Source organism: Ruegeria sp. BJ3 (assembly GCF_056535665.1).
In genome coordinates this window covers 1,468,728-1,485,603 of record NZ_JBQFIT010000001.1, presented here as the reverse complement: position 1 = coordinate 1,485,603, position 16,876 = coordinate 1,468,728, and the positions used below count along the sequence as shown (strand labels likewise).

Annotated in this window: 13 protein-coding genes and 2 tRNA genes; 6 read left to right on the top strand and 9 right to left on the bottom strand. The window is 61.7% G+C overall.

What is annotated here, in order from left to right; genetic code table 11:
• The first annotated feature begins 4 nt into the window (after positions 1 to 4).
• Both ACR3EL_RS07450 and ACR3EL_RS07445 read left to right on the top strand, forming a co-directional pair.
• Positions 5 to 919, top strand: coding sequence for an MBL fold metallo-hydrolase (locus tag ACR3EL_RS07450; protein ID WP_170338426.1), 915 nt, complete (start codon positions 5 to 7; stop codon positions 917 to 919).
• A 74-nt stretch (positions 920 to 993) separates the two neighbouring features.
• Positions 994 to 1,068 (top strand) — tRNA-Asn (locus tag ACR3EL_RS07445).
• Positions 1,069 to 1,326: 258 nt separating this feature from the next.
• Here the strand turns inward: ACR3EL_RS07445 and ACR3EL_RS07440 are convergent.
• The gene (locus tag ACR3EL_RS07440; protein WP_480721029.1) at positions 1,327 to 2,649 is read right to left on the bottom strand and encodes a metal-dependent hydrolase family protein; all 1,323 of its coding nucleotides are present in this window, start codon (positions 2,647 to 2,649) and stop codon (positions 1,327 to 1,329) included.
• Between the two features lie 256 nt (positions 2,650 to 2,905).
• Between ACR3EL_RS07440 and ACR3EL_RS07435 the strand changes: the two genes are divergently transcribed.
• A tRNA-Asn gene (locus tag ACR3EL_RS07435) sits at positions 2,906 to 2,980 on the top strand.
• 21 nt (positions 2,981 to 3,001) lie between these two features.
• Here ACR3EL_RS07435 and ACR3EL_RS07430 read toward each other — a convergent pair.
• The 5 genes from ACR3EL_RS07430 to ACR3EL_RS07410 form a co-directional block, all read right to left on the bottom strand.
• Complete coding sequence (locus tag ACR3EL_RS07430; protein WP_480721027.1) at positions 3,002 to 4,621, bottom strand: long-chain-fatty-acid--CoA ligase; 1,620 nt, start codon at positions 4,619 to 4,621, stop codon at positions 3,002 to 3,004.
• A gap of 175 nt (positions 4,622 to 4,796) precedes the next feature.
• The gene (gene pgi / locus ACR3EL_RS07425; protein WP_170338423.1) at positions 4,797 to 6,407 is read right to left on the bottom strand and encodes a glucose-6-phosphate isomerase; all 1,611 of its coding nucleotides are present in this window, start codon (positions 6,405 to 6,407) and stop codon (positions 4,797 to 4,799) included.
• A gap of 4 nt (positions 6,408 to 6,411) precedes the next feature.
• On the bottom strand, positions 6,412 to 7,083 hold the full coding sequence (gene pgl, locus ACR3EL_RS07420; protein ID WP_170338420.1) for a 6-phosphogluconolactonase: 672 nt from the start codon (positions 7,081 to 7,083) through the stop codon (positions 6,412 to 6,414).
• Positions 7,080 to 8,534 carry a glucose-6-phosphate dehydrogenase gene (zwf, locus tag ACR3EL_RS07415; protein ID WP_170338419.1) on the bottom strand — a complete coding sequence of 485 codons (1,455 nt, stop codon included), beginning with the start codon at positions 8,532 to 8,534 and terminating at the stop codon, positions 7,080 to 7,082. The genes pgl and zwf overlap by 4 nt, the downstream gene beginning before the upstream one ends.
• 293 nt (positions 8,535 to 8,827) lie before the next feature.
• Positions 8,828 to 9,097: an usg protein gene (locus tag ACR3EL_RS07410; RefSeq protein WP_093962206.1), complete on the bottom strand. Its 270-nt coding sequence runs from the start codon at positions 9,095 to 9,097 to the stop codon at positions 8,828 to 8,830.
• A gap of 224 nt (positions 9,098 to 9,321) precedes the next feature.
• Between ACR3EL_RS07410 and gyrA the strand changes: the two genes are divergently transcribed.
• From gyrA to ACR3EL_RS07395, 3 genes are all read left to right on the top strand, one after another.
• A complete protein-coding gene (gene gyrA, locus ACR3EL_RS07405) occupies positions 9,322 to 12,024 on the top strand; it encodes a DNA gyrase subunit A (protein ID WP_093962207.1) in 2,703 nt (900 codons plus the stop codon).
• Positions 12,025 to 12,162: 138 nt separating this feature from the next.
• On the top strand, positions 12,163 to 12,852 hold the full coding sequence (locus ACR3EL_RS07400; protein ID WP_480721024.1) for an ArsR/SmtB family transcription factor: 690 nt from the start codon (positions 12,163 to 12,165) through the stop codon (positions 12,850 to 12,852).
• A gap of 92 nt (positions 12,853 to 12,944) precedes the next feature.
• Complete coding sequence (locus ACR3EL_RS07395; RefSeq protein WP_170442874.1) at positions 12,945 to 13,391, top strand: YqfO family protein; 447 nt, start codon at positions 12,945 to 12,947, stop codon at positions 13,389 to 13,391.
• 38 nt (positions 13,392 to 13,429) lie between these two features.
• On the opposite strand, the gene ACR3EL_RS07390 is transcribed toward ACR3EL_RS07395, so the two are convergent.
• The 3 genes from ACR3EL_RS07390 to ACR3EL_RS07380 are packed head-to-tail and all read right to left on the bottom strand — an operon-like array spanning position 13,430 to position 16,853.
• Positions 13,430 to 14,899: a carboxypeptidase M32 gene (locus tag ACR3EL_RS07390; RefSeq protein ID WP_170338411.1), complete on the bottom strand. Its 1,470-nt coding sequence runs from the start codon at positions 14,897 to 14,899 to the stop codon at positions 13,430 to 13,432.
• Between the two features lie 4 nt (positions 14,900 to 14,903).
• Positions 14,904 to 16,049: a heme A synthase gene (ctaA, locus tag ACR3EL_RS07385; protein ID WP_170338410.1), complete on the bottom strand. Its 1,146-nt coding sequence runs from the start codon at positions 16,047 to 16,049 to the stop codon at positions 14,904 to 14,906.
• 60 nt (positions 16,050 to 16,109) lie between these two features.
• Entirely contained in the window at positions 16,110 to 16,853 is a 744-nt protein-coding gene (locus ACR3EL_RS07380; protein ID WP_170338408.1) for an RNA methyltransferase, read from the bottom strand.
• Between the last annotated feature and the right edge of the window lie 23 nt (positions 16,854 to 16,876).

The window sequence follows — 16,876 nt, the reverse complement described above, 5'->3', positions numbered from 1 at the left end:
CAAGATGCTGCAAGCAGACGATTTCAACCCGAAACCGGGGATCCCTGTCGCCCTGCAGCCGGGCCTCAGGCTCTTGCTGGCCCCAAACCCGTCGCCGATGACCTATCTGGGGACAAATACATACCTCCTGGGCACCAGCGACCTTGCCGTAATCGACCCCGGACCGTTGAGCGACAGTCACATGCAAGCCATTCTGGATGCGCTGCAGCCCGGGCAAAAGATCAGCCATATCGTGGTCACCCACAGCCACCTGGACCATTCGCCGCTGGCTGCTCCGCTGTCAGAGCGGACAGGTGCCCCGATCTACGCCTTTGGCGGGCCACAGGCAGGGCGCAGCGCGATCATGTCCCAACTGGCCGAGCAAGGCCTCGCCGGCGGCGGCGAGGGAATCGACTCGGAATTCCGCCTGGACATCGAGTTGGCGGACGGCGACAGGATCGAGGGGAACGGATGGGGCCTTGAGGTCATTCACACGCCGGGTCATCTGGGCAATCACATCGCGCTGGCCTGGGGAGACGTGTGTTTCACCGCCGATCACGTGATGGGCTGGGCCAGTTCGCTGGTTTCGCCTCCGGATGGCGATCTGACAGACTTCATGAAAGCCTGCCACCGGCTACGCGCACGCGACTGGTCCGTCTTCCATGCCGGACACGGCGCGCCGATCACAGACCCTTCGGGTCGGCTTGACTGGTTGATCCGCCACCGGCTCGAACGTGAGGCACAAATACTCGACGCGCTGGCCGAGCGCCCGGGCACAGCCCGGGATCTGGCCCAGCGGATCTATGTCGAAACCCCGCCTGCCCTGCTTCCAGCGGCCGAGCGCAACGTGTTTGCCCATCTGGTGGACCTGACCGGAAAAGACCGCGTCGCCCCCCGGGGCGCGCTGTCGGTGCAGACCAGTTTTCATCGCATCTCCTGAACGCACAAAAAATTCGCCCTCGGTGCTTTTCCCCTCTGGACGCCGAAAAACCGGATTGCTATATGCGCCTCAGTTCCGGCGTAGCTCAGCGGTAGAGCAGTTGACTGTTAATCAATTGGTCGTAGGTTCGATCCCTACCGCCGGAGCCAAAATCCTCTGATTTCAGAAGTTTGTGGCGCACCCAACCGCTCGCGTCCCGTGTATGGTCGGTTGCCGATCCGACAGGCCGGGTTTTCAGCTAGTTCCAGGCATACAATCAGCCTGCCCCCAAGGACCGGCGCCGTTAGTCTGGAGTTGGTCTTTCGATCAGCCCAATCCTGTCAATCACACCCGCGAAACATCAGAGAATTTTTCAGCGCCTGTGACGCAAGTTTGGTCCGCCATGCATTTGCACAGCAGATCGTCCGCTACAGTTCGTTTTTGTAGATCACCCCGCCCTTCATGATCAGATCGAAGCGCTCTTCGTATTCGGTCATGACAGACATGTCCTCAAGGGGGTTGCCGTCGATCAAAAGGATATCCGCATGAGCACCTTCCGCAATGACACCCAGCGCCCCGGGATAAGGATTGCGCGGCCCCGACAAGGCAAGCAACTCGGCTGATTTCGAGGTTGCCTGACGGAGTATTTCGGCATTGTCGAACCATTCCGTTCTCAGAACGAACTCCTCGTTTGCGCGCTTGATCATCTCAGGAGAAGTGATCACGTCCGTGCCGAAGACGATATTCTCGAATCCAAGCTCCTTGGCCATGGTGAACATCTGGTTGATGCCGTCATAGGCTTCGTCATGCTTGGCTTTTTGTTCGTCGTTGTAGCCTGCCGGATGGAATGTGTAGACGATGACCTGCGGCGACAGCCAGGCATCATGCTCCATCATCACGCGCATGGCCTCTTCGCTCATCAGATTGCCATGCTCGATGGACTTCACCCCATTCTCGACGGCGCGGATGATGCCATCCGAGTTGTAGACATGGGCGGTAACGTAGGTGTTCCAGTCTTCGGCCGCCTCGACGGCTGCACGGATTTCGTCTTCCGTGTACTGCGTGGTGTCCAATGGATCAGCAAATGACCCGGTGCCGCCACCGACCGAAATCTTGATCTGCGAGGCCCTGCGGCGCAACACCTCGCGTACGGTTTTCAGAACCTCGTCACGCCCATCGGCAACTGCGACATGGAAGTATTTCATCGGAATGCTGGGCTCGAACACCAATGAACCGGGCTCGTTTGCGTCCGTCCGATGATCCGAGTGGCCCGAGCTCTGCGAGATCATGGGACCCGAAGGATAGACCCGAGGCCCCGACAGGATGCCCTCGTCTATGGCGCGTTTCAGTGAAAACGAGTTCCCGCCGACATCGCGGACCGTCGTGAACCCCTGCATCAGGTATTGTTCGGCGACGGTTGCGGCAACATAGGCCCAGTATTCGCGATCGGCATTGAATGCGATACCGAACGGCATCTGAAACATCAGATGCGCATGCATGTCGGCAAATCCGGGCATCAGGAACCGACCCTGCGCATCGATCACCGTCGCCCCCTCCGGCGCATCCAGATCAGGGCCAATGGCCGTGATCATGCCGTCTTGGATCAAAACGTCCTGACCCTCGATCAGGTCGGAACGGACACCGTCGAAAATCCGAGCGCCGGTGATCAGGGTTCCGGCCTCTTGGGCGATCCCCGGCGCGGCGAGAACAAAGAAGAAAAGCTTCGCTGCAATCCTGCAAGCTGTCCGCATCTTGGGTTCCTTTCCGATTTCAACAGGTTCACCGAAGAATGGTGCATTATCGAGAGGCTAGTCTCTTTCTGATCCGGATGAAACGATCACGTCGCGGCCGGTGCGTAGATCAACGCAACGTTTCACTGCCGCACGAAACAACAAACCTGTTCACCCCGATTGAAATCCGAAACGGAAACCTGGGGCGCGCAATTCGTCCAAAGAAAGCAATTTTCGTCTGGACCTCGTCTTTGCAGATTGGTACACGCCCCTCAGTTCCGGCGTAGCTCAGCGGTAGAGCAGTTGACTGTTAATCAATTGGTCGTAGGTTCGATCCCTACCGCCGGAGCCAAAAATCCTTAGAAATCAAGCATTAACCTGCCAAGGCGTCCTTGAATTCATCCCGCAGTTTGCGTTTCAGGACCTTGCCCGTCGCATTGAGTGGCAGCGCGTCGACGAAGACCACTTTGTCCGGCACCTGCCACTTGGCAATCTTGCCGTCGAAAAACTCCAGCAGCTCGGCCTCGGACGGATCTTCGCCCTCGGCCTTGACGGCCACCAGCAGCGGGCGTTCGTCCCATTTGGGATGCGGCACGCCGATCACCGCCGCGGTGGCCAGTTTCGGGTGCGCTACGGCGATGTTTTCCAATTCGACTGAGCTGATCCACTCACCGCCCGACTTGATGATGTCCTTGGAGCGGTCGCGGATGGTCATGTAGCCATCGGGGTCCAACGTCGCCACATCGCCGGTGGCGAACCAGCCATCCTGCAGAAGATCTTGATCCTGCAGCTGAAAATAGCTGTCCAACACCCAATGGCCGCGCACCATCAGGTCGCCCTGCGTGACCCCGTCATGCGGCAGGTCGTTGCCGTCGTCATCGACGATCTTCAGCTCGACCCCAAAGGGCGGACGACCCTGATTCTCGCGCAGTTTGTGCTGTTCCTCGATCGGCAGCTTGCGATGCTTGGCCAGCGGAATGTTGGCAGTGCCCAGCGGGCTCATCTCGCTCATCCCCCAGGCATGCACGGTGTCGACGCCGTATTTTTCCCGGAAGGTCGCGATCATCGAGGGCGGGCAGGCCGCGCCGCCGATCACCGTACGTTCGAGGCTTTCCAGCTTGGTGCCGCATTTGGCGGCGTGGGCCAGCAGTCCCTGCCAGATCGTGGGAACCCCCATCGCCAGCGTCACGCCATAGGTGTCGATCAGGTTCACCAGCGCCTCGCCATGCAGGTCCGGCCCGGGCAGCACCATTTGCGAACCGGACATGGCGCAGCCATAGGGCGACCCCCAGGCGTTGACATGGAACATGGGCACCACCGGCATCACCACATCCATCGCCGAATACCCGATGACGTCGCGGGTGTTCGAGGCAAAGCTGTGCAGAACGGTCGAACGGTGCGAATACAGAACCCCCTTGGGGTGACCGGTCGTGCCCGAGGTGTAGCACAGGCTCGAGGCCGTGTTTTCATCGAAGACGGGCCATTCGAAATCGGCGTCGCCGGTCTCGATCAACTCGTCATAGAATTCCAGGCCGGGAATCTGCTGGAGTGCGTCCTCGTCGCGCGGCCCCATCAGGACAAAATGCTTCACCTCAATCAGTTGATCGCGGATCGCGGCAACCAGCGGGAGGAAGGTGGCGTCGAAGAACAGCACCCGGTCCTGCGCGTGGTTGATGATGTAAACCAGCTGTTCGGGGAACAGGCGCGGGTTGATCGTGTGGCAGACAAACCCTGCGCCCGAGGCCGCATAGTAGATCTCAAGATGCCGGCGGTTGTTCCAGGCCAGGGTGCCGATCCGATCCTGCGGCTGCAGGCCCAGCTTGGTCAGCGCCGAACCCATGCGCCGGGCGTTGGCGCCGATCTCGCCCCAGTTCGTCCGGGTGACGGTTCCGTCGGTTTCGACCGACACGATCTCGGTCTGACCATGATAGCGCGCAGCATGATCGATCAGTGACGAAATCAACAACGGTTGCGTCATCATCTGTCCCAGCATGGACATCCTCCCATTCATCGCGCCGCCTTGATGCGGCGTCTGTTGCGGCCCGGCGGCACGGCGACATGGCCGGCCCCGGGGCTTCTCCTCGGGGCCGATCCTGCCAATCATTTAATTGTCTGACAATAAAAGAATGCGACCTGCCGCAGCGGCAGGTCGTCAGATTTGCAGGGCTTCAGCTCCGGTGCCGCAGCGCATAGGCCACGAGTGCGGCGGTCGAGCCGTCCTTGCCCTCGGTGCCCGCATCGCCATCGACGATCGGCCCCAGCGAGGTGGCCAGCTCCTTGCCCAGCTCCACCCCCCACTGGTCGAACGAGTTGATGCCCAACAGCACGCCTTCGACGAACACCCGGTGCTCATAGAGCGCGATGATCTGCCCCAGAACGAAGGGCGTCAGCTGCGGATAGATCAGCGTGGTCGAGGGCCGGTTGCCCGGGAACACGCGATGCCGGGCCTGACGCTCCAACTCGTCGCCCTGCAGGCCCTTCTCGGCCATGCGCGCCCGCGCTTCCTCCAACGACCGGCCGCGCATCAACGCCTCGGACTGGGCCAGGCAGTTTGCCAGCAGCAGACGGTGATGATGGGCCAGCTCGGGCTCGTGCCCTTCCGCGGCCACCATGAATTCGCAAGGGATCACGTCGGTGCCTTGGTGGATCAGCTGGTAGAACGCGTGCTGTCCATTGGTGCCGGGTTCACCCCAGACCACGGGCCCCGAAGGCACGCTCAGCGCCGAGCCGTCCATAGCCACCGATTTGCCGTTCGATTCCATCTCGAGCTGCTGGAAATAGGCCGGCAACCGCAGCAGCCGTTGATCATAGGGCAGCACCGCGCGGCTGGCATGGCCCAGCACCTGACGGTGCCAGATGCCCACCAGCGCCAGCATTACCGGCATGTTCTCGGCCCAGTCCGCGGCGCGGAAATGCACGTCCATCGCCTGCCCGCCGCGCAGGAACGCGTCAAAGGCGTTCGAGCCCACCGCGATCATCACTGGCAGCCCCACCGGACCCCAGACCGAATAGCGCCCACCGACCCAATCGGCAAAGCCGAATACGCAGTCAGACGGGATGCCGAAATCGGCCGTCTTGTCCACGGCGCTGGACACGGCCGCGAACTGCCGCCCCGGGTCGCCGCCGCCGTCCAGCATCCAGGCCCGCGCAGTCCGCGCGTTGGTCATGGTTTCGATGGTGGTAAAGGTCTTGGACGCCACGATCACCAGCGTCCGCGTCGGGTCCAGTTCTCGCAGTGTGTCGGCGATGTGCGCACCATCCACGTTCGAGACATAGTGCAGGCGCGGCCCGTCGTGATAGGGCGCCAGCGCCAGCGTCGCCATCACCGGCCCAAGGTCCGAACCGCCGATGCCGATATTCACCACGTCGGTAAAGCTGCCCCCGGCCCCCTGGGCCGTTCCGCCCCGGACCTCTTCGGCGAACACGCGCATGCGCTGCAGGGTGTCCAAAACGTCGGGCATCACGTCCTGGCCATCAACCTCGACCGGGCCGCCATCCAGATTGCGCAGCGCCGTATGCAGCACCGCGCGGCCCTCGGTCTCGTTGATCTTGTCGCCCTGGAACATCGCGTCGCGCCGCTCGGCCAGAGCGGCCTGATCGCACAGGTCAATCAGCGCCGCACGGATATCCGCGTCGATCAGGGTTTTCGAATAGTCGAACAGCAAATCGCCTGTCGAGGCCGAGAAGCTCTGCGCCCGGCCGGGATCCTGCGCGAACAGATCGAGGATTCGGGTGTCGGCGCCTTTGGCCGCTAGAGTTCTTAGAGTGTCCAGTTGCATGAGATCAATCCGCCCAGTGTACCGTCATTCCATCCAAGACTGCCGCAATTGGCGCCTCCTCGGGCGGCAGGCTCATGGCACGCTCGAGCGCTGCGCGCTTTTTTTCACCATAGATGACCAAGTGTTTGGAAAGGGCGCCATCCAGAACCGGACCCGTCAGGGTGATGCGCGTCTCGGGCTGCGTCTGCGGGCGAGCAACGGCCAACGCCGGTGCGTTGCTGGCCAATGCCTGCGCCAGCCCCTCCATCCCCGGAAACAATGAGGCCGTATGCATGTCGTCGCCCATTCCAAGAACCAGCACCGCCAACGGGCGCAGCGGCTCGATCAGAGCTTCGATTTGGGGCAGAACCTCTTCGGGCGCCTTGCCGGGAACATAGAGCGGGACATAGTCCGCCGCCGCCGCCCGGTTGGTCAGAAGTCGGTCGCGGATCAGGCGTTCGTTCGACCGGTCACTGTCTGCCGGGACGCAGCGCTCGTCAGTGGGCAGCACACGGACACGCTCCCATTCAAGGTCCGCGGCGCACAGGCTGTCGAAGATCGGTCCGGGCGTGGTGCCGCCGGGAACCGCAAAAGCCACAACATCGTTGTGCAGCAGCGCGGCCTCCAACTCTCCGGCCAGAACGTTGGCAACATCAATGGCCAGCATGTCCCTGTCAGCGTATTCCTGAATCTTCATGGCTTGATCCCTTGCCAATGGCGACCGTCGCGTTTCATCAGCAGTTCGGCGTCGCCGGGACCGGTACTGCCGCTGTCGTAGGGTTTTGGCACGTCGCCGCGCGCCTGCCACCCTGCAATGATCGGGTCGGTCCAGGCCCAAGCGGCCTCGACCTCGTCTCCGCGCATGAACAGGGTTTGGTTGCCCCGGATCACGTCCATCACCAAACGCTCATAAGCATCCGGCGCTTCCTGGTTTTCGGGCCCGAGCGCTTCGGCAAAGCTCATATCCAACGGGACGTCGATCAAGCGCATGCCACCCTGCCCCGGTTCTTTGATCGTGACTTTCAACGTGATGCCTTCGTTCGGCTGCAGCCGGATCGACAGCGTGTTGGCATGCCGACCGGCCTCGGCCCCAAATATGGAATGCGGGGCGTCCTTGAAAATCACGTTGATGACCGAGGACCTTGCCACCAGCCGCTTGCCGGTGCGCAGGTAAAACGGAGTCCCCGCCCACCGCCAATTGCTGACATGCGCCCGCAGCGCCACATAGCTTTCGGTGGTCGAGCGCGGATTGCCCACCGCTTCGCGGTAGCCCGGCCCGTCGGGACCACCCGAATACTGCCCACGCACGATGTGGTGCGGCTGCACCGGGTCCAGCGCGCGGATTACCTTGAGCTTTTCATCGCGCACGGCGTCCGAATCGAACTTGGCGGGCGGTTCCATCGCGATCAGGCACAACAGCTGCATCAGGTGGTTCTGCACCATGTCGCGCATGGCCCCGGCGCGCTCGTAATATTCCTCGCGACCATCCACGCCGACGGTCTCGGCGACGGTGATCTGGATATGGTCGACATACTGGCTGTTCCACAGCGGCTCGAACAGCATGTTGCCGAACCGGACGGCCATCAGGTTCTGGACGGTTTCCTTGCCCAGGTAATGATCGATCCGGTAGACTTGGCTTTCGCTGAAATACGAGGCCAGCGTGGAATTCAACGCCCGCGCGCTGTCCAGGTCGTGACCGAATGGTTTTTCGACAACGATCCTCGTCTGCTCGTTTGCCAGACCGTGCTGGCGGATTTTCTCCGCCAACGGGGCGAACAACCCGGGTCCGACAGAGAAATAGAAGGCGCGGATCCGCGAATCCGTCAACTGCCCTGAAAGGTTTTCCCACCCATCATCAGAACTGGCATCCAACCGCAGATACTGCAGCCGGTTCAGAAACCCATCAATGTTGACGGGATCCGCCGCTTGAGGAGGTGCGTGCTGGGCCAGCGACTCGGCCACGATCGCGCGATAGCCCGCCTGGTCATGCGCGGATCTTGCTGCGGCAATTATCCGAACATCGTCATTCCACTGTCCCGCGCAATAACGGCGAAACAAGGCAGGCAAAATCTTGCGCTGCGCCAGATCCCCGGTGCCACCAAAAATGACCAGATCAAATGGGTCGACGGGTATAACTCGAGAAACCATGAGCCGTCCTTAACGCGCCATCGCCGGCATGTCCAATGTTAGCGCAATCATATCGTGGACTTTCTCTGATTTTCCAATCTGTGCCAATCGTATGCGCTGCGCCGAATTGCGACCGAAACGCAGAAGAATATTCAACCGCTCAGCGCGTCCGCCGTCAAAGGATTCCCAAGATCAGGTTGTGTTTTGAAATTAAGAGAGTGAGTAACCTGCGCCGAAACGCAGGTCGGCATTCATTCGATGATCCATCGGCCGGATCAAGGCGCATTGGCCTTGAGCGCAACCTAGCCGAAACGCTAGTTCAGCCGGTATTCTCCGACGACATTTCGCCATTCTCCGGGCGCGATCATCTTGCGGTGGGTAAAGCGCACCGAATGCAGCGGCCCCTCTATTTCGCGCTGCCAGAACTCGATGAAATTGAACAGCTTGGGATGATCCGGCGCCAAGTCGTAATCCTGCCAGATGAACGTGTTCAGAACATGGATGTAATCCGGCATGCGATAGAAGATTTCAGCCGTTGTCAGGCCATACCCCTTCAGCATCAATTCGGTTTCGTTTTTCTCCATTCAGACCTCCAGATTTCCTCAAAGGTCCCTTCAGGGTAACATGATTCCTTTTCAATCCGTATTAAAACAATGTGTTACCCGAAAAACACCGCGGTTTCTGGCCACTTCCGGGTTGCTTGCTTGCACCCTATGTGCCGGGTCTGATAAGATGCATCCACAAGATATAGACCCAGCACAATAAACGGGCAGTTTACGTGAGCGATACGCCAGAAATCCCCAAAAACATGGATGAAACCCCGCCCGAGCGCCCGGTTTACGACGGCCCGACGGTATCCATCGAATCCGAGATGCGCACGTCCTATCTGGACTATGCGATGTCGGTCATCGTGTCCCGTGCGATCCCCGATCTGCGCGACGGCTTGAAACCGGTGCATCGGCGCATCCTCTATGCGATGCACGAGACCGGGAACACCCATGACAAAGCTTACCGCAAATCGGCCCGTCCCGTGGGCGACGTGATGGGTAAATACCACCCGCACGGTGACAGCGCGATCTATGACGCGCTGGTGCGGATGGCGCAGGATTTCTCGATGTCGCTGCCGCTGCTGGACGGTCAGGGCAACTTCGGCTCGATGGACGGCGACAACCCGGCGGCCATGCGCTACACCGAGGTCCGCATGGACAAGCCAGCCGCCGCCCTGTTGGCGGATATCGAGAAAGAGACGGTCGATTTCCAGGACAACTACGACGGCAAGGACAAGGAACCCACCGTCCTGCCCGCGCGGTTCCCGAACATGCTGGTCAACGGCGCCGGCGGTATCGCGGTGGGCATGGCCACCAACATCCCGCCGCACAACCTGGGCGAAGTGGTCGACGCGACGCTGGCGCTGATCGACGATCCGGACCTGACCAGCGAACAGCTGATCGAATACGTCCCCGGCCCCGATTTCCCCACGGGCGGCGTGATGCTGGGCCGGTCCGGCGCGCGCAAGGCCTATCTGGAAGGCCGTGGCAGCGTCATCATCCGCGCCAAGACCCGCGTCGAGGAGCTGCGCAAGGACCGGTATGCCATCATCGTGGACGAGATCCCCTATCAGGTAAATAAGGCTTCGATGATCGAGAAGATCGCCGAAGCCGTGCGTGAAAAGCGCATCGAAGGCGTCAGCCATGTTCAGGACGAATCCGACCGCAACGGCGTGCGGGTGGTGGTCGAGCTGAAGCGCGACGCAACACCCGAGGTGGTGCTGAACCAACTGTACCGGTTCACCCCGATGCAGACCTCGTTCGGGTGCAACATGCTGGCGCTGAACGGCGGCCGCCCCGAGCAGCTGACCCTGCGCCGGTTCCTGACCAGCTTCATCGACTTCCGCGAAGATGTGGTCGCCCGCCGCACCGCATACGACCTACGCAAGGCGCGGGAACGCAGCCATATCCTGTGCGGTCTGGCCGTGGCGGTCTCGAACGTGGACGAGGTCGTTGCCACGATCCGGTCCTCGGCCGACGCGGCAGAGGCGCGCGAAAAGCTGATGACCCGCCGCTGGCCCGCAGCCGAGATCGAGAGCTATCTGCGGCTGATCGACGATCCGCTGTCCAAGATGAACGACGACGGCACCTACAACCTGACCGAGGTTCAGGCCCGCGCGATCCTTGATCTGCGCCTGCAACGCCTGACCCAGATTGGTGTCAAAGAGGTCACGGACGAGCTGGAAGACCTGGCCGCCAAGATCAAGGAATACCTGGACATTCTGTCTTCGCGCGAGCGCATCATGAGCATTATCGCCGACGAACTTCGCGAGGTTCGAGAGCAGTTCGCAGTGCCGCGCCGCACTGAAATCGTCGACTGGTCCGGCGATATGGAAGACGAAGATCTGATCGAACGCGAGGACATGGTCGTGACCGTGACCTCTGGCGGCTACATCAAGCGTACGCCGCTGGCCGACTTCCGCGCGCAGAAGCGCGGCGGCAAGGGCCTGTCAGGGATGCAGACCAAGGAAGAGGACGTCGTCACCAATCTGTTCGTGGCGAACACGCATACGCAACTGCTGTTCTTCACCACCGATGGGATGGTCTACAAGCTTAAGACATGGCGCCTGCCCCAATCGGGTCGCACCGGCAAGGGCAAGGCCATCGTCAACATCCTGCCGATTCCCACCGGTGTTTCGATTGCGGCGATCATGCCGGTCGATGTGCCGGATGAAGAATGGGAAAACCTGCAGATCGTCTTCGCCACCAGCGCCGGCGACGTGCGCCGCAACGCGCTGAGCGATTTCACCAACGTCAAGCGCAACGGCAAGATTGCGATGGACCTGCCCGAGGGTGTGGAACTGGTCAATGCGCGCATCTGTTCCGAGGATGACGACGTGATGCTGGTCACCAACTCCGGCCGGGCGATCCGCTTCCCGACCACTGCCGTGCGCGTGTTCAAGGGCCGCAAGTCGACCGGTGTGCGCGGCATCAAGCTGACGAATGGCGATCGGGTCGTCTCGATGTCCGTCATTCGCCACTTCGAGGCCACGGCGGACGAGCGCGCCGCCTACCTCAAGATGCGCCGCCTGATGGCAGGCGTCACCGAAGAGACCGAAACCGACGAAGACGAAGGCAACGCAGACAGCATCCTGCCTCAGGAGCGCTATGCCGAGATGTCTGCGGCGGAAAACCTGATCCTGACCATCACGGCCGGCGGGTCGGGCAAGCTGAGTTCGTCGCATGACTACCCGGTGCGCGGCCGCGGTGGAATGGGCGTGATGGCCATGGACAAGGCGATGCGGGGCGGCGCGCTGGTGGCCTCGTTCCCCGTCGAAATCGACGACCAGATCATGCTGGCCACGTCCAAGGGGCAGTCGATCCGGGTTCCGGTCGACGGTATCTCGTTCCGGTCCCGCAGCGCGGGCGGGGTCAAGGTGTTCAACACCGGCAAAGGCGAGGAAGTCGTCAGCGTCGCCTGGATCGCAGACCAGGGTGACGAAGAAGACGATAGCGAAACGTAAGGATGGCCGCCGCAGATCGGCGGCTCTCACCTCAACGACGACGGAGCGGCTCTGCAACAGCAGCCGCTCCTTTTCGTTTCGGTGGATCTCGAAGCGTTCTTTCTGGGGTCAAGCCGGGTTTTGCGTTAGGCTCATCCAATGAGACCCGAACCCAGGCTGGACATCATCGGCGCCGCCCTCGCCGACCCAACCCGTGCACGCATCCTGTGCGAACTGATGGACGGGCGGGCGTTCACCAACAAGGAGTTGTCCTGCGCTGCCAACATAACGCCGCCAACTGCGACGGCCCATCTCAAGCAGTTGGAGCAGGCCGGCCTGACCACATCGATGCGCAGCGGCAGGCATGTCTATCACCGGATCACAAACGAACAGGTCGCATCGGCTTTGGAAAAACTGTCGACGCTAACTCCCAGCGATCATGTCCGGCGGGCCGCGAAACCGGACTCGGGAGTCCTGTTGGCCCGTTGCTGCTATAACCATCTTGCCGGGCGTCTCGGTGTCTGGATCACGGACAACCTGCTGGATACGGGTGTTCTGCAGCTGGCACATGGGGCACTGGCGCCGGGTCCGCGATATCACGCGTTTCTGACCGATCTCGACCTGAACCCACCGCGGGTCAGCGCCCACCGGCCGGTCGCCAAATTCTGTCTGGATTGGACGGAGCGCCGCCATCACATCTCAGGTCCCTTGGGAATCTCGATTCTTGAAAAAGCTCTGAAAGACAAATGGTTGGCGCGCCAAAGGTCCAGTCGCGCCCTGACCATCACGCCGGACGGCAAGATCGCACTGACTCGCCATTTCGGCCTGTCGGACTCCGCGCTTGATTGAATCGAGTCGTCAGTTCGGTCGATGGCGAAGCGATAAGTCACACTTGAGACGCAAACCCGGTCATTCTGAAGTTGCTTGGTTAGGAGACTGGAATGACCCAAAAACCACAGGACACCGAACGATATCTGACAGACGAAGGTTGGCGCGTGATCGTTCAGGTTCCCGAGGACCGCGCGCAGGCGGTGATTGATGCTGTTCTGGCCGAAGCCAACCTTGTTTACGGCGATTATGATCGCGTCACCTTCCGGTCGACGCCCGGAACGCAGAGCTTTCGGTCACTCGGGACCGGACGCAATGCCGTCACCTGCGACACGGTGGATGTTCCCTGCGTCGAAGTCTCGTTCTTTCTGGATGTGTCGGACGGCGTGCGTTCAAAGGTGCTGCGCGCAATCTACGCGGCCCATCCCTATGAAGAACCGGTGATCTTTCTGCACCCGTGTTTTCGAACGCTGCACATCCGCGGGCAGGACGAAGACAACCCGAACCGGTTCTGGAACCGGCCTCTGGAAGACTGGGTGCCTGATGCACACCGCAGCTAGATGACCCCTATCATACCCATAGCGGTCATCTTTCCAGGTCACAGACCGTAGAGCGTGCCGAATTTGTCTTCGAGATAAGCCAACAACGGCTCGGGTCCGGGCTCCATGCCGCTAGCGCGGCGGATGACGTCGCGTGGGGCATACAGACCGCCATGCTGCTGAACATGCTCGCGCAGCCATCCGGTTGCCGCGGAGGTATCGCCATGCGCCAATTGGTCGTCCAGGCTTGGAACTGCCGCCCGCAGGGCCTGATACAGACAGCCTGCGTACACATTGCCCAGCGAATAGGTCGGGAAGTAGCCAAACAGGCCAACCGACCAGTGCACGTCCTGCAGACACCCGTTCGACGGCTTGTCGACCGCATAGCCGAAATCGGCATGGAAGCGGTCGTTCCAAGCGGCCTCAAGGTCCCGCACCTGCAGATCAGCAGACATCAATGCGCGTTCCAGATCGAACCGCAGCATGACGTGCAGATTGTACTGAACTTCGTCCGCCTCGGTGCGGATGTATCCGTTGTGCACCCGGTTGACGGCGGCATAGAAGGCATCTTCATCCGCGATACCGAAGTCACCGAAGGTGGCCGTCATCTGCCGGAACAGCCAGCCCGTGAAGGCGCGCGAGCGGCCCAGCTGATTTTCGTAGATGCGGCTCTGACTTTCGTGGACGCCCATCGAAACGCCCTCACCCAGCGGAGTCAGAGCGTAAGCCGGATCGATGCCCTGCTCATAGCAGGCGTGCCCGACCTCATGGATGGTCGAATAGAAACAGTTGAACGGGTCGGTTTCGCTGGTGCGGGTAGTGATCCGCACGTCATCGCCGCTGCCCGAACTGAACGGGTGAACAGCCTTGTCCACCCGCCCCCGATTCAAGTCGTACCCGAAAGTCACGGCCAGCTTTTGCGTCAGCTTCATCTGCGCCGCTTCGTCGAACGTGCCGGTCACCCCCGCCGGGGACGGCCGGTCCAGCACAGCCGCGCGCAGCGCAACCAGGCGTGGGCGCATGGCGTCGAAGATCGCACCGATCTGGGCAGAGGTCGTGTAGGGCTCGTAATCCTCGACCAGCGCGTCATAGACATCGCCGCCTTGCGCCAGAGCCGCCCCTTCCTCACGCCGCAGAGCCACGACTTCCTCCAGAACCGGAAGAAACGCGGCAACATCCTCGTCGGCGCGGGCCTGTGCCCACTTGCCCTGCGCGGCCGAGGTCACGCGGGCGATAGCCGTGGCCAGATCAGCGGGCACCTTGACCGTGCGCTCGTATGTGCGACGGATTTCGCGCAACTGCGCCTGACCGACCTCAGTGTCGGCATGGGCGTTTTCCAACCACTCGGCCACGCGCGGATCCGAACGGCGCGCATGTAGGACTGCTTCGATCGCGGCCATCTCCTCGGCGCGCTGGTTGGCGGCCCCGCGCGGCATGACAGTCTCCTGGTCCCAGCCCAGACGCCCGGCGATCTGTGCCAGTGCCGAGGTTTCCCGCTGAAAGGCCATCAGGTCGTTGAATGCAGTCATTGGGTCAAGCTCCGCGCAGCGAGGTTGCAATGGGATAAGCGGTCAGGAACCGGGCGCGCAGGATCAGGGTCCAGACGACCACGGCCATGAACTGGTGGAAGATGGCGATCTGCCAGGGCGCGCCATAGACCACGGTGAGGATGCCCACGACCACCTGCAGCGAAAGCGCCGCGAACATGGCGTTGAAGGCGAACCGAGTCTGCGGGTGGGCGCTGCTGCTGCCGCGCCGCCAGACGAAAATGGCGAAGGCGAACAGTGCATAGCCTACGCAGCGGTGGATGAACTGCACCAGTCCCGGACTTTCGAAGAAATTGCGCCACAGCGGTTCAAGCGCGGTGGCGTCCGGCGGCAGCAGTTGCCCGCCGATCAGCGGCCAGTCGGTATAGGACCGGCCGGCGTCGATGCCAGCCACCAATGCGCCGATCAAAATCTGCAGAAAGGCAAAGTGCAGCAGCCCGGTCGACAGCGAGAACAGCCGCGCCTCTTTCGCGCGGCGGGCCTGCATCAGGTCGCGTTCCTCGCGCCCCAGCATGAAGATGTACCAGGCCAGAAAGCCGAGGATCACGAACGCGAGGCCAAGATGGGTAGCCAGACGATAACTGGCAACTGCGGTCATCCCCTCGCCCTGCGTCACGCCCGAAGCCACCATCCACCAACCGACGGCGCCCTGAACGCCGCCCAGCAGTCCGGGGATCGCAAGGCGCCCGGTCCAGCCTGCGGGGATCTTGCGCAGCACCAGAAAGCCACAGAAGCCAAGCGCCCAGACAAGACCGATCACCCGGCCCAGCTGCCGGTGGCCCCATTCCCACCAGTAGATGGTCTTGAAGTCCTCCAACTCCATCCACTGGTTCATGATGCGCCACTGGTCGATCTGTTTGTACTTGTCGAACTCGGCCTGCCAGTCGGCCTCGGACATCGGCGGGATCGCCCCGGTGACCGGTCGCCATTCGGTGATCGACAGGCCGCTGTCGGTCAAACGCGTCAACCCGCCCACCGCGATCATCATGACGACAAGCGCGAACAGGATCATCAGCCAGATACGGATGGCCTTGCGCGCGCCGCCCCGGCCGCGGTCGATCATGCCGGGCTGGACCGTTTCCTGCTTTTGTTCACCCGAGACTTCTTCGAAGATGCTGCGCTTGCCGCTCATGCCGTCCTCATGTCCTTGATTTTCCCGCAAGCTAGGGCCAGTGCCCGGGAAGGTCCAGCCTCAGCCCTTGTCCTTCCAGCGGACCATCTGACGCATGATCCCGTGCAGCATCTGCACATCGGCCCGCGTCATCCGCATGCGCGACCAAAGGTTGCGCAGGTTCACCTTCATCCCTTCGGCCTTTTCCGGCGGGTAGAAGAACCCGGCCTCGTCCAGCCGCTGTTCGTAGTGTTCGACCAGTTTCTCGACCTCGATGCCGGTGGCCCAGTCGCCTTTGCCCAGATCGGTGGCCTCGTGCACCAAGTTGCCGGTCTGGCGCATCCACTCATAGGCGGTCAGCAACACGCACTGCCCCAGGTTTAGCGAGGCGTATTCGGGGTTCACCGGCACTGAGATGATCGCATTGGCCTTGGCGATGTCTTCATTCTCCAACCCGGCCCGCTCGGGCCCGAACAGCACGGCCACTTTTTCGCCCGCCGCCACTTTTTGGGCCGCGATCTGCATGGCGCGTTCGGGGCTGTAGACGGGTTTGGTCAGGCCACGCTGACGGGCGGTGGTGGCGAAAACGTATGTGCGGTCGCCCAACGCGCCGGCCAGATCGTCGAACAACTGCGCCTCGTCCAGCAGCCGCCCGGCACCACTCGACATGGCCACGGCCTTGGGGTTGGGCCAGCCGTCGCGCGGGGCGACGATGCGCATACGGTCCAGACCGAAATTCCACATCGCCCGCGCCGCGGCGCCGATGTTTTCGCCCATCTGCGGGCGGACAAGCACGAATGAGGGCTGGGGTCTGTCGATGGGCATTCTGATCTCCGAAAGTTGCGCCT

Excerpts from the sequence above, each read along its gene's own strand:
- ACR3EL_RS07440 (WP_480721029.1), bottom strand. The coding sequence starts at position 2,649 with ATGCGGACAGCTTGCAGGATTGCAGCGAAGCTTTTCTTCTTTGTTCTC.
- ACR3EL_RS07395 (WP_170442874.1), top strand. The coding sequence starts at position 12,945 with ATGACCCAAAAACCACAGGACACCGAACGATATCTGACAGACGAAGGT.
- ACR3EL_RS07410 (WP_093962206.1), bottom strand. The coding sequence starts at position 9,097 with ATGGAGAAAAACGAAACCGAATTGATGCTGAAGGGGTATGGCCTGACA.
- ACR3EL_RS07450 (WP_170338426.1), top strand. The coding sequence starts at position 5 with ATGCTGCAAGCAGACGATTTCAACCCGAAACCGGGGATCCCTGTCGCC.
- pgi (WP_170338423.1), bottom strand. The coding sequence starts at position 6,407 with ATGCAACTGGACACTCTAAGAACTCTAGCGGCCAAAGGCGCCGACACC.
- zwf (WP_170338419.1), bottom strand. The coding sequence starts at position 8,534 with ATGGTTTCTCGAGTTATACCCGTCGACCCATTTGATCTGGTCATTTTT.
- ACR3EL_RS07400 (WP_480721024.1), top strand. The coding sequence starts at position 12,163 with ATGAGACCCGAACCCAGGCTGGACATCATCGGCGCCGCCCTCGCCGAC.
- ACR3EL_RS07380 (WP_170338408.1), bottom strand. The coding sequence starts at position 16,853 with ATGCCCATCGACAGACCCCAGCCCTCATTCGTGCTTGTCCGCCCGCAG.
- gyrA (WP_093962207.1), top strand. The coding sequence starts at position 9,322 with ATGGATGAAACCCCGCCCGAGCGCCCGGTTTACGACGGCCCGACGGTA.
- pgl (WP_170338420.1), bottom strand. The coding sequence starts at position 7,083 with ATGAAGATTCAGGAATACGCTGACAGGGACATGCTGGCCATTGATGTT.
- ACR3EL_RS07390 (WP_170338411.1), bottom strand. The coding sequence starts at position 14,899 with ATGACTGCATTCAACGACCTGATGGCCTTTCAGCGGGAAACCTCGGCA.
- ctaA (WP_170338410.1), bottom strand. The coding sequence starts at position 16,049 with ATGAGCGGCAAGCGCAGCATCTTCGAAGAAGTCTCGGGTGAACAAAAG.
- ACR3EL_RS07430 (WP_480721027.1), bottom strand. The coding sequence starts at position 4,621 with ATGCTGGGACAGATGATGACGCAACCGTTGTTGATTTCGTCACTGATC.